Genomic DNA, 13,011 nt, shown 5'->3' with positions numbered 1-13,011 from the left:
TGAACTCAAACGTCAAACGTAGATTTGACCCCATATTCTATTCCGGCAGCAGGTCGTAATAATACAGCATGGCGTCGGACCGGGTGAATATGCCGATCAACTCGCCGTCGTCCACCACGGGCAGCCTGCCCACGTCGTGCTTGACCATGATTCTGGCGGCCTTGGGCACACTCATATGGGGGGGCGCGGTGATCATGTCCGTGGACATAAAGGCTTTGACCGGAGCGCGCCATTGGGACTGCTTTTTGATTTTGTTTACGTCCCGCCTGGAAATCACGCCCACCAGCTTGCCTTCTTCGGTGACCGGCATGCCGGAGATGGCTCTTTTTTTCAGGATTTCGGCCGTATCCTTCATGCTGGTTTTGGCGTCGATGGTTTCCACGGGAAAGGACATGAGATCTCCGATTAATATCGTGGAGCGCTGATTTTCGCGGATCAACTCCAGAATCCATTCTTTCACGCCGATGGGATTGACGTCCCGAAGCATGGCGGAAGCCGCCGCCGGATGTCCGCCGCCGCCCATGATGCGCATGATCTGGCCCACGTCCATGCTGTCTACGCCGCTTCGGGCGATGACAATGCAGCGGCCCTTTTCCGCGTCGTTAAATATGCCGAAAGCCGCGTCCACGTTCAGGATGTCCCGATACATATGGACCACCAGGGACAGGCCGTGGGTGTGGCCGGTGATTTCCATTTCGCAAATGCTCACCCGATGGCCGCCCACCTTAATGCGTTCGGCCTTTTGGAGCATTTCAAAGAGCACGTCCTTTTGTTTGACGCCGTAAGCCGGCCTGAGGAAGTTCTCCAGCACGTTCAAATCCGCCTGATGGGAGAGCAGATAGGCCACGGCCATGGCGTCCCGCGCGGTGGTGGACGGAAAGGCAAGGTTGCCGGTATCTTCATAAATTCCGGCCAAAAACAGGGTGGCCTGCATGGGCGAAATTTCCAGGTTTTGCCTTTTGATTTCCTCAATCAAAAGCGTGGTGCACGCGCCCAGGGGCTCCTGAACCACCTTGGAAGCCTTCATGTCCGAAGGAACCATGTGATGGTCCCAGATGTGCACTTCCAAATCCTCCCTGGAGGACAACGTACTCAAGCGCTCCAGCCGCTTCCACTGATTCACGTCCACCACGATCAATCGGGTAACGGCGTTCACATCCACGTCCTTGAAACTTTTGATTTCAAAAAGATCTTTGTGGATGGACAGAAAAGCCTGGATGTTCGGATTCACCCGGGTGGGCAGGACCAGATCGGCTCCCGGATACAAAATTCCGGCGGCGACCAGGGAGGCCAATGCGTCAAAGTCGGAAGAATTGTGCGTGGTGGCGATATCCAACATACTCTCCTTTTGCAGGGTGGGAACTGCTTACACTGACGAATAATACCACCCCCCAGTTGGGTGCACAACCTTTTTGGCTATTGCCGAAAAATACAAAAAATCCTTGCAAAACATGGATGCCTGTCATATAAAATTGGAATCATTATAAAAACCTCCGCTCCTGGTTATATAGGCCTTGCCTTGGGCGGCGGCGATAGCGGTTATCAGGGTGGATGCCGCGATTCCGGACCATAATCAACCTGTAAAAAAAGAAGAGTGCACATGAAAAAAAAGGCGAAACTCACCGGCGTTTTGTTTGTCCTTTGCCTTACCCTCTTTTCGTCCCAAGCCTGGGCGGGCATTATATACAGCCCAAGTGAAGCCCGCGTTGGACAGCTCATCACCGTGATCGCGGACGCGCCGGGAACCTGGTACAGCGAAGGCCCGGCCACCACAAGAATCTACTCCGACGAAGACGGAACCGCGGTCCTGGGTGCGGATGAGACAGCCTCCACCGTGTACTGGCGTTTGCCTAAATCCATTTCCTCGGCGTACGACCAATACATCATTGTCTGGACGGCGGCGGACGGCTCCGGCGCTCAAAGTATGGAGTTTGTAAACGTCTACCCCCATGTGGTGCTGGAGGACAAGGAAGAAATCGGGCTTATCTACTACCCGGGCCTGACCGAAGAAATGACCGCTTCCAGCGGCTTGGCCCCCTACACATGGACGGTGATCGGCCCAAACCTGCAGGTTGAGTCGGTCATCACCGGCGTTGCCGCTGCAGATCCCTTTGAATTTGTGGCGCCTTCCACCGGAGAATTTGCGGGCATCCATACTGCCTGGGTTTCCGACCAGCTTAAACGCGTGATCGACGACTCCCTGACCGGCGCGGCCCTGGAAGAGGCGGAAGGCCGGGACAATGTGGAGCTTTACGAATTCGCGTGGCTGGACGGCGAACACTTTTTTCTGGAGGAAAACAGCCCGCCGGTCACCTACACCCTAACCGGCGCCCCCACCCATCCCATCGATCCGGAGACGGGGGACTACATCCGCGACCCGGACACGGGCGACCCCATCACCATGACCTATTCCTTCAAGATCATGGCTGAAAACACGGAAAGCTCCACGGAGTATACAGGATTGCCCGCGGAATATGGACGCATCACCCTGGATAACGGAAACGCCCCCATATCCGGCTCCCTGGTCATCACCTACCATCCGCCCACGGCTCCCACTTCGGCCAACAGCTTCTGGATTCGGGGCAACGCCAGCGAGGAACTGATCTACAGCGTCGGAAATTACGAAACCAACATCTACGACGTGTGGCTCGGGCCCATCACCATCCGTCTCAGATCGGCCATAGAAGGGGTGATAGTGGACGAAAGCAAGAACCCCGTAAACGGCGCGGAAATCCTGCTGATTGCGCCCGAGCAATACCAGGCCCAATATGTCACCGGAGCGGACGGAGCCTTCAACTTCAGCCTTCTTAAAGGGCAAAAATACTACTTTCAGGCCGATGCGCCCGGATTCGCCTCCAAGCTGTTCACCTCCGCATCCTTTGACAACGAGGGGGGAAGCATAACCCTGGAAGCGGCGGACGCGCAAAACTACATTTACGGAAACCTGGATTACACGCCGGGAACCGGCAACCTGGAGGACGGAGCTATTGTGACCGTTTCGCTGGTGGATTACGGCCAAAGCCCTGCAGAGGTGATCGCCGAAACCAAGGTGGTTTACGCCAATACGCTGACCACGCAACCCTATCGCCTGGACATTCCCGGCGAGGCGCCGCTTGGCCAAAGCTATTCGCTAATTGCCTATACGCAAAATTACTCGGCCGCCCAGATCTTCCGCATCGCCGAGCTTCCGGCCGACGGCCTCCAGCTTCCCTTCCAGATGGACATGGACATGCAGGAGTATCTGCCGCCTACAGCCACCGTGGACGGAACCGCAACCCCGTTGGAATATAAAGTGGCAGAGGCGGAATTGGCGCCCATCGTCCAGACCTCAGGCCCAGCGCCCCAAGTGCTGGCCGCCCCCACGTACTTGGGCGGCGTGGCTTTTGAAATCAGAAACTCGGACGATGAGCTGCGTTTTCAGGCGGACATGCGTCCAGGGTTCACGGACACCTCTGTGCTGACCGGCACAAGCACCGTGAAGATATCCATGACCTCCGAAAAAACGCCCTTGAGCAAGGAGGATGCCAACTATTTGGATGGCTACGGCAATTACGCAAACGGGTCTTTGAGGCTGCTTGAGGCCACCGTCAGCACGAGTTCGGACATCAACGGCAATGGCAATGCCGAACTCGTAGGGGATTACGGCGCCATCATGACGCTCCCCTTTGACCTGCTGACCGTGGATATTGGGGATTTTGAATCGGGCATCTATTATGTGCGCAGAGGCGTAAGCCGAGCTGACCTGGCCACGGCATACGCCCATGACCTGCCCCTCTCGGACATCCTGGCCATCGACTACCTGGGCGACGGAGAGACCGGATGGGTCACCTTTAGGGCCGACAGCTTTTCTTACTACGGAATCGGCGGGTCGGAGGGAACCACGTATAAGGGAGCGGGATCATACAAGTGGGCTGAATTTGAGCGCTATGAATTATGGGGATGCTTTGTGGAATCCCTTGAAAAACAGCCTGCAAAGACCCGGGCCGTCCTGGGCGCGGCCTCTCTTTTTCTTGCCGGATGCCTGGCGCTGATGACCAGACGCAGAAAAAGGGCCGGCGCATAGCGGAATTAAGCAAGCAGGCCCATCCTCACGGGCGCTGCATGAACCAAAGGATGCTGGGGCTCCGCTTCCGAACGGTCATATCAAGTGGAGCCTTTGCAGGGATGCAGATAAAGACTAACCAGCGTAACCTCAAGATCTTGTTGGGTTTCGCATGCTCTGCCTAACCTACGTTTTATCCATAAAGACCGTAGGTTGGGTAGAGTATGTACGGCATTAAAAAGGCCCTTCGGTTGAATCTGCTATTAGGGAAGCTCGAAGCCTGGAGGGATTCAAACGAAACCCAACAAAAGGAACTCGACCAAGACCGTCAGACCGCCCATCCATCCCAATTCCAATAATCATTCCCGGCCGCACCTTTTGGCCTCCGGCCCCAGGCAAATAAAAACCGTGCCTGGGCCGCCCTTTCCAAAATCAAACTCGGTTTCCGCCAGCCCATTCGCGTTGGAGCCGTCCCCGGCCGCGCTAATGCTCCTGAGGCGGCCGGGACGGGGGAGCGCGCCGGTGCGGAAAGAAGCGCTTGGAACATTCTGGCGCCGCTATTTGTTGGGTTTCGCGGGGCTCTACCCAACCTTGCCGCATGGGTTAAGAAGTCCTGCGTTGAGCATCCCACGGCGAAAACCTGCGCGGACTTCAAACCCAACAGAAATCGCTCAATGTGTACAATAATAACGAAAGCAAAAGCCGGCCTTGAAAAACAGGGCCGGCTTTTTTTATTCTCATTTTTTAAAAAAAGAATCAGGAGCTGGAAAGCAGATTGTCAAAATAGGCGATGGTCTTTAGCAAGCCCTGCTCCAAGCGGATTTTGGGCTCCCAGTCCAGAACCTCTTTCGCAAGGGTGATGTCCGGCTTGCGCTGTTTCGGGTCGTCCGCAGGCAGGTCCAAAAAGGAAATTTTGGAGGAGGAGCCAATGATTGATATGACCTTTTCCGCCAGTTCCAGAATGGTGAATTCCCCGGGGTTGCCCAGGTTCATGGGGCCGGTCACTTCGTCGGAGGAATTCATGAGGCGGATAAAGCCTTCCACCAGGTCGTCCACATAGCAGAACGAACGGGTTTGGGAGCCGTCGCCGTACACGGTGATAGGCTCGTTCCGCAAGGCTTGCATGATGAAATTGGAAACCACCCTGCCGTCCTGGGGATGCATATGGGGGCCGTAGGTATTGAAGATGCGGGCCACCTTGATCTTCAGGCCGTGTTCTCTGTAATAGTCGAAAAACAGGGTTTCGGCGCAGCGTTTTCCTTCGTCATAGCACGAACGGGGCCCCACGCAATTCACGTGGCCCCAATAGGATTCAGGCTGGGGATGGATTTCAGGATCGCCGTACACCTCGGAGGTGGACGCCTGGAATATCTTCGCAGACACTCTTTTGGCCAACCCCAGCATGTTGATGGCGCCGTGCACGTTCACCCGGGTGGTCATGACCGGGTCGTTTTGATAATGGATGGGCGAGGCCGGACAGGCCAGGTTGTAAATTTCATCCACATGCACGTATAAGGGAAAGGTGATATCGTGACGAAGGAGCTCGAAACGGGGGTTATCCATCAAATGCAGGACGTTTTGCCGGGAGCCCGTGAAAAAATTGTCCACGCACAGGACTTCACAGGAGTCATTCAGCAAGCGCTCGCACAGGTGGGATCCTAAAAACCCGGCTCCGCCAGTGACCAAAACTTTCTTGGGCAGATTCATAATTGCGTACAAAAAACGAGCGGAGACTAAATGACAGGCCCTGCCCGGGGCAGACTACCCCTTTTCGTTGGAATTAATGCGATCCCGAAGGACCCCGGAACAGGTGAAGGTAACCACCTTCCTGGCGTCAAGGATGATGCTGTCGCCAGTGGCAGGATTCCTTCCCCGGCGTTGCGATTTGTCGCGCACGCGAAATTTTCCGAAACCGGAAATCAACACATCGTCACCGTTTTCCAGGGAAGACTTGATGATTTCAAGGAGGTCCTCTACCATGGTGGCGCATTGTTTTGCTGGAAGACCTAACTGGTTGTGGATTTCCTCCACTATCTGAGCTTTGGTAAGTGCCATTGGCAAGGTGCTCCCGTTAACGCAATACTCTTGGTTTATCAAAAATTATCAAGCATTTGTCCAACGATGGATCAACGATACCGTTGAAAAATCATCTTGTCAAGAAGATTTGCACATCCAGGGGCCTGAAATTAATCCCATTTGACGCCCCGGAAAATGGAATCGCGGTAAATATTGTGCTTATGCTTCATGACAACTTCCATCATTTGCGCCATGACATCATCTGTTAAAAAATTTGGCTCAAGGCCCAAATCCAAAAGCCCCGTGTGCGACGGATTATAATAATGCTCCTCCGCCTCCTTGCGCGGATTGGGCACGGATTTGACCTCCACGTCCAGCCCCAGAGACTTGCCGACCCGCTGCACTTTTTCCGCCAGTTCATTCACCGAAAAAGTCTCCGTGAACTGATTGAAGATGCGCAGGTCCGGTCTTTCTGGCGGATTTTCCAAAGACAGCCGGACGCAGTTCAGGGTGTCCTTGATGTTCAAATAGCCCCTTGTCTGGCCGCCGGAGCCATACACGGTCAAAGGGTAGCCCACCACGGCCTGGACGATGAACCGGTTGAGGACCGTGCCGAACAACTCGTCGTAGTTGAAAAACGGAAACAGCCGCTCGTCGTCCTGACTCTCATCCGTTATCAGGCCGTAGACCGGCCCTTGCATGAGGTCCGTCACCCTGAGGCCCCACATGCGCACGTAAAACCAGAGCATGTCCGTGTCCATGATCTTGGTGGTGTGGTACAGGCTGCTGGCCTGGCGGGGGTACAAAAACTTCTGGGACCGGCCTTTGTGCTCGATGTCGATCCAGCCTTCTTCAATGTCGATATTGGGAGTGCCGTACTCGCCCATGGTGCCGATTTTGACGATATGGGCGTCCCGGGCGAACTCGCGCACCGCAAAAATCGTGTTGGCCGTGGCCTCCAGGTTGTTTTTCAGGGTCAGGGTTGCGGCCCGGCGGCTAGCCATGGAATAGGGCGCGGAAGGCTGCTCGGCGTAATGGATGACCGTTTCGGGCTTGATTTTTTCAAACACCTCGGCGGTAAAGCTCCAATCCATAAGGTCGCCTATGAAGACTTTTACGTCCCTGCCGGATTTTTCCTTCCAGATTGCGGCCCGTTCGTCCAGGGAGGGGACTTCAAACAAGGGGCGGACGTCCATCTCGCGGCAGATGTTCCGGCGCAGGTAGTTGTCCACCACGGCCACTTCGTGGCCCAGGGCCGAAAGCTGCATGGCCGTGGGCCATCCAAGATATCCGTCTCCTCCTAAAATCAAAACGCGCATGAGTCGCTCCGTATATTCAATCTGTATGTAGATGCTTTTTAGGGAAAATAACGCTGACTCGGGTGCTCTTTCCCCTTATCGCCTTCAAATAGCAGGTTGTTTTCCTTTAAAAAGGCGGCCAGGGCTTCCCGGCTCATGTTTTCCTCGATGCCTGAGTTATAAGGGTTGTCCACTGTTTTACCCGCCACCTGGGGGTAATCGTAGGAAACCTCGCGATACAAGGAGGTGAACGCCGGCAGCACCGCAAAGTACTTGGGAAGCTCCCACACTCTGCGGGTTTCCTCGTGGCTCATCAATTCCTCGTACATTTTCTCGCCGGGCTTGATGCCTATGTTTGCTATCTCGATGGACTGGGGATCGCGGCCGAATTCTGCGGCCAGTTCGTCGATCATCACCTGGGCCAGATCGCTGATTTTGATGGAGGGCATTTTTGTGACAAAGACCTCGCCGCCGCAAGCCAGGGAGGCGGAGTCGATCACCAGCTGCACGGCCTGGGGCAGGCTCATGATAAAGCGGGTCATGCCGGGATCGGTCAGGGTGACGGGGCCGCCCTTGCGGATTTGCTCCCGGAATATGGGGATGACCGATCCCCGGGAGCCGAGCACATTGCCGAAACGGGTGGAGGCATAAATGGGGCCGCCGTCCCGGGAGTTGGAGTCGGCAGCGGTCATGAGGCGTTCGCCCATGAGCTTGGAAGTGCCCATGACGTTGGTGGGGTTTACGGCTTTATCCGAACTGGTGAAGATGACCCGCTCCACCTTGTTGTCGGCCGCGGCCGTGATGATGTTCTGCACGCCCATGATATTGGTGCGGACCGCTTCAAAGGGGGATTTTTCGCAGAGGATCACGTGCTTGAAGGCTGCGGAATGAAAAACAACGTGGACGCCGCGCATCTTGCGGGCCAGCTTGTGTTCGTCCCGGACGTCGGCCAGAAAAAAACGGCCGTTGGCGTTCTTCTGAAAACGCTGCTCCAGGAAAAACAACTCGCTTTCGTTGTTGTCCAGGCCGATCAGCTCCTCCACCTGATGCTCTTCCAACAACTGGCGCACCAGTTCCGAACCCACCGTGCCGCAGGCTCCGGTGACCAACACCCTCTTTCCTTTAAGGAATGACTCCATGCAACTACCCTTTCTTACCGGCTTTCGTCCTTGCCCAGGACTTTGCGAACGGCCTGGGCGGTCCTGTCGGCCAGTAAGCTCACATCGAAATTATCCTGAATTCTTGACCTGTTTTTTTGACATAAATCAGGTTCAATTGCAATGCGCTTCCTGATTTCCAGCATGCCCCGGGCCAGTTTTTCCGAGTCTCGGGGCGGAACGGCAATCCCGCAATCCCCCACAATAAGGGCGGAGTCTCCCACGTCCGTGACCACGCAGGGAAGCGAGCAGCTCATGGCCTCGCCGATGGAATTGGAAAAGCCTTCGTGCTCCACCGAGGAGGACACCAGGACGTCCAAAGCGCCGTAGACGGCCGGCATGTCCGAGTGAGGGCCGGCCCAGATCACTTTGCCGGCCACGTCCAGCCGGACGGCCAGGTCTTCAAACTCCCGCCGGGCCGGGCCGGGCTTGGGGCCCACGCACACAAAGCGCACGTCATCTTCTTGTTTTGAAACGAGTTGTGCCGCCTCCAGGAAATATCGATGGCCTTTCATGGGCCTTAAGGAAGCGACCACGCCGAACACGGTGCAGCCCTCGGGCGCGCCCCATTTTTCCCGCAGCACCCTGCCCTTTTGCGCGTTTTTTACGAACCTGGCTGCGTCGATACCGTTGTGGATCACCTCCACCTTGGCCTGGGGAAATCCCCGGGCTATGACGTCGGCCGCTCCGGCCTGGGAGTTGGAGACGATCAGATGGGGAAAGCCGGACAGGCTTTTTTCCACAAAATAAAACATGCGGGCGAACCAGCCCGCACTGTTCAAGTCCTTGTCCGAGGCCCGGACGCCCCAGATCACTTTGACTCCGCCGGCCAGCCTGGCGCAGGGGATTGCATAGATATTGGGGCCGGGCAAAAAAGAGTACACCGCCTGGATGCGGCGGCGGCGAAACTCCTTGATGAGTCGGGCGCAGGCGGAAAACAGATCCCACCGGCCTTTTTTATTCAACAGAAAAATATCGATTCCCGGCTGGTTTTCCAGGTCCTTGAGCAAAGGGCCGCGTTCGTAAAAAAGGCAGACAGTCACCTCAAAGGCGTCTTTGTCCAGGGCTTTGGCCAAAGCGACCAGTTGCCGTTCGGCGCCTCCGGCGTCCAGGGCGCTGGCCAATAATAGCAAACGAATTTTATCCGTTTTATGTCTTATGGAGTTTCCCACTCTGCCTCAGGACGCTTCCATATTCAATTGAAAATGACTAGTAAAAAAATAGGCCGCCGCAGAATTTCCCAGCAGGGAGTCGCCCAAGGCGCCCAAAATGTTTGGGGGATGCCAACGCACAATTGGGTTTGTAAAACCCGCGCCCGCTAGAAGCCTGACCCAGGTTTCAGGATTCTGGTGCTTATGCCATTCTATGGAGGGCGCAAAAGGATTGGTGATATTTATCTTATCGAAAAAATTGTTTCTGCCGCAATCACAGGCAATAATTTTTGCGCCCGGCCCGGCCATATGGAAAATCTTAGAACATAAGTTCTTATAAATATTCCAGGATTCCTGGTCTTCCAGCAAATGAATGCAGGCGTTTTCGTCCAAGTGGTTGATAGAGTCGTACAGCATGATGACGTCAAAGACGCGGCCGTCCGCTTCAAAATCCTGGAGAGTCGCGGCCTTGTGCGTGACGTTTTCCAGGCCTAATTGCCGTTGCAGAAAATAAAACTTTTCCGTCACTCCGGTGGTGCTTCCGTCTGCTTCCGGTTCGATGGAGACCACTTCTTTCGCGCCCTGACAGGCTGCATAAAAGGTATATAGCCCCGCCCCGGCCCCTATGTCCAAAACTCGCTTGCCGTGAAAATCAATATCCCGGAATAGCCTGTTCATCTTGAACTGCAGCCTTTTCGGATGCGCATACAATCCCTGCCGGACCATAGTTTCCAGAAAAAGACCCGTTTTATTATTAACTTCTCTCATATCCATTTTCCTGCAGGCCCTCCGCAGCCGGTTAGTCTTTTGTAATCTTCAGACACATCTTAGCGCCATTGAGCGTTTTTGCATGAACGGAGGAAAACAGCCCGGAAGATTGAGCGAACGCGCGAATAATATCCTCCACTTCCTTGTGTTTGATGACTCCGGTTTTTTGTTTTTCGTACTCCTGATACTCTCCCTTGCGGCCGATCAGATTATTGACCATTACCTTTGCGCCATACAAACCGTCTTTGGCTATCCAGGACAAACGCGCCCTGGCGGCTTTTAAGGCCCCATAAGATTCCGGACGCCTTTCTTGGGCAAGAGCTTTTAATGACTCGACGATGGTCTCGCAGGAGTACGGCCCGTCAATGTTTCTCGCGTATTTTCGGCCCACGGCGATCTCAGGCGCCGTCTTGAGTTTGTCATCCAGACAATCTTGGATCACCTGAATTGTTTCTTCTTGGGAAAAAGCGGAGATGCTGACGGCTTTGGGCAACTCATACTCATAGACGGGAGAAAGCACCGGCCGATATGCGACTACGGGTTTGCCGAGTATATAGGATTCCACTCCTGTGGTGCATGAATTATGCACCAGGACCCTGGAAGCCAATATCCAGGGGATGACATTGCCTTGGTGGATGACCTCTACATTGGACAAGCCGCGGGCGGCCTCTTTCCATTCTTCGTGATTTTCCGACGGATGGGGCCGCAGGACGATTTTCAGGTTCGGAAACGCTTTGCTGAGAGCCGGCAAAAAGGCCTTGTACGCCTCGAAAACCCTGCCTACATGGGCCACCCATTCTTTCAGAAAGGCTTCGTGCTCCGGGCCTTGAATGCGCCCATAGCGGCGCATGAGATTTTCCACAAAATAATCCCGCCCAAAAAAATTATTGAACAGGCCGAAGTTGGTGTTCACAAGCAAAAATTCGCCATGCCGGGATCGGATATCTTGAGCGTCCTTTTCAAAAATAATCCGATACGGCTCCCGCAACAGATCAAACCGGGGATTGCCGGCGATTACGGTCTTTTCAGTCTGATCCCCCATTTTCAGGGCAATGGCGCCCGCTTGGACCTCGCCCCAGGCGTAAAAAGCATCCAGCATGGAGAACACTTCCTCCGAAACCCGGTCCCTGGCGTAGGTTTCCTGATCCACAATGACCAGCCCCTCTTCACACCAGGCGGCGACCTTATGGCCAAGATCCTTTAGAAGGCGAACTCCCGGCGCTTTCATGGGGGCCACGCCCTTTTCCACATAGATGCCGGCGGGAAGAAATTTAATGCGGCGTAAAAGCTCCGCCTGCTGGCCCAATACAACGGAGAACCCGGCTTCCGCCGCATAACAGGCAAGCAAGGTTTTGGAATGCAGTTCCCGCACTTTGGTTTCAACGGGTAAGAATATGTACGGCTTGTCTTGCATAAAAAAGGCGGCGCTCCTAATAGCAAATCCGTTTTTGGATAGTAAAATCAAAGGTTTTTAAAATCTCCAAAATCTTCGGGCCGGCCTTGCCGTCTCCCCACATGTGATTTTCTTCGTACCGGCCGTGGTCCAGCTGTTTTTGGATGGCGGCTTTGATCTCGGCTTTGTCGTAGCCTACGTCGATAATGTTGCTGCTCCGGTCCCGGCCTGACTGGCGGGAGCCGATGTTCACGCAGGGGGTTCCCAGAAAGGCGGCCTCGCGAATGCCGCTGGAGGAATTGCCCACAATGGCCTTGGCGTTTTTAAGCAGGGGCGCGTAATGTTCGATGGGCAGGCTTTTGAAAAAGTGCATGGGCGCGTCCACGTGCTTCTCGCGAAAAATCCGGATGCCTTTGGATATGCCGTCCGATCCCGCGTCCATATTGGGCCAGATCCATATAGTTCCCATGCCCAGCTCGTGGATGGCGTTCAGGGTCTGGTTGACGTGCTCCAGATTTTCGGCGTACTCGGTGGTGACCGGATGCTGGATGACCGTCAAATAAGGCTGGGCAAGGTCCACCCGGGCGCCCACGCCTGCGGAAACCTGCTTTTCCATAATCGGCTGCAGGTTGTCCAGATCCAGGCCGGCGATGACGTCCAGACTGGTGGCGCCCACGGGGAACACGGTTTCGGGCGCTTCGCCCATTCTGATGATGCGGTCCGCGGCTTCCCGGGTGGCGGGGAAATGCACATGGGAGAGTTTTGTGATGGCGTGGCGGATGCTTTCGTCAATGGAGCCGGAAACCTCGCCGCCTTCCATGTGCGCCACGGGGATATTCATGTACGAGGCGGTCATGGCGATGGACAGGCATTCGAAGCGGTCTGCGATGACCATGACCACGTCCGGCTGGAGGTTTTCAAAAGCCGTAGTGAACTCGCTGACGGCCAAGCCGGCGCTTTTGGCCATGGTGACCGGGGTTTCGCCTTCCACCAGAAAATGGATGCGCCGATCCACGTTCACGCCCATGGTTGTGAGGGAATCGGCGATGTTGCCGTACTTGGCCAGAATGGCGCCGCCCCCCACGATGATCTGCAGTTCCACGTCCGGGTCGTTTTCCGCGGCCTGTATGATGGACTTGACCTTGGCGTAATTGCCTCTCGTAGTGATGACCAGGCATAGTTTCAT

General features: G+C 55.1%; 10 protein-coding genes. 1 reads left to right on the top strand and 9 read right to left on the bottom strand.

What is annotated here, in order from left to right; all coding sequences use genetic code 11:
• Positions 1 to 37 precede the first annotated feature (37 nt).
• A complete protein-coding gene (locus tag BUE18_RS17100) occupies positions 38 to 1,339 on the bottom strand; it encodes a CBS domain-containing protein (protein WP_342039445.1) in 1,302 nt (433 codons plus the stop codon).
• Positions 1,340 to 1,600: 261 nt separating this feature from the next.
• Here BUE18_RS17100 and BUE18_RS17095 point away from each other — a divergent pair, with 261 nt between their 5' ends.
• Complete coding sequence (locus BUE18_RS17095) at positions 1,601 to 4,063, top strand: carboxypeptidase-like regulatory domain-containing protein (protein ID WP_073477406.1); 2,463 nt, start codon at positions 1,601 to 1,603, stop codon at positions 4,061 to 4,063.
• Positions 4,064 to 4,798: 735 nt separating this feature from the next.
• Here BUE18_RS17095 and BUE18_RS17090 read toward each other — a convergent pair.
• The 8 genes from BUE18_RS17090 to neuC all read right to left on the bottom strand — a co-directional run bounded on the left by BUE18_RS17090 (position 4,799) and on the right by neuC (position 13,011).
• Positions 4,799 to 5,749 (bottom strand): UDP-glucuronic acid decarboxylase family protein, encoded by a 951-nt coding sequence (locus BUE18_RS17090; protein ID WP_073477456.1) that lies wholly within the window; start codon positions 5,747 to 5,749, stop codon positions 4,799 to 4,801.
• A 54-nt stretch (positions 5,750 to 5,803) separates the two neighbouring features.
• On the bottom strand, positions 5,804 to 6,097 hold the full coding sequence (locus BUE18_RS17085) for an integration host factor subunit alpha (protein WP_012610787.1): 294 nt from the start codon (positions 6,095 to 6,097) through the stop codon (positions 5,804 to 5,806).
• 131 nt (positions 6,098 to 6,228) lie between these two features.
• Positions 6,229 to 7,377, bottom strand: coding sequence for an NAD-dependent epimerase/dehydratase family protein (locus BUE18_RS17080; RefSeq protein WP_073477405.1), 1,149 nt, complete (start codon positions 7,375 to 7,377; stop codon positions 6,229 to 6,231).
• Between the two features lie 38 nt (positions 7,378 to 7,415).
• Complete coding sequence (locus tag BUE18_RS17075; protein WP_073477404.1) at positions 7,416 to 8,495, bottom strand: polysaccharide biosynthesis protein; 1,080 nt, start codon at positions 8,493 to 8,495, stop codon at positions 7,416 to 7,418.
• Between the two features lie 14 nt (positions 8,496 to 8,509).
• Entirely contained in the window at positions 8,510 to 9,646 is a 1,137-nt protein-coding gene (locus BUE18_RS17070) for a glycosyltransferase (RefSeq protein ID WP_170868394.1), read from the bottom strand.
• 45 nt (positions 9,647 to 9,691) lie between these two features.
• Entirely contained in the window at positions 9,692 to 10,432 is a 741-nt protein-coding gene (locus BUE18_RS17065) for a class I SAM-dependent methyltransferase (RefSeq protein ID WP_073477403.1), read from the bottom strand.
• 31 nt (positions 10,433 to 10,463) lie between these two features.
• The gene (locus BUE18_RS17060) at positions 10,464 to 11,846 is read right to left on the bottom strand and encodes a surface carbohydrate biosynthesis protein (protein WP_073477402.1); all 1,383 of its coding nucleotides are present in this window, start codon (positions 11,844 to 11,846) and stop codon (positions 10,464 to 10,466) included.
• A 16-nt stretch (positions 11,847 to 11,862) separates the two neighbouring features.
• Positions 11,863 to 13,011, bottom strand: coding sequence for a UDP-N-acetylglucosamine 2-epimerase (neuC, locus tag BUE18_RS17055; RefSeq protein ID WP_073477453.1), 1,149 nt, complete (start codon positions 13,009 to 13,011; stop codon positions 11,863 to 11,865).

It is taken from the genome of Desulfatibacillum alkenivorans DSM 16219, from assembly GCF_900142135.1.
GTDB classification, from domain to species: domain Bacteria; phylum Desulfobacterota; class Desulfobacteria; order Desulfobacterales; family Desulfatibacillaceae; genus Desulfatibacillum; species Desulfatibacillum alkenivorans.
The sequence above is the reverse complement of the archived record's forward strand: the minus strand, read 5'-3'. Positions and strand labels throughout refer to the sequence as shown.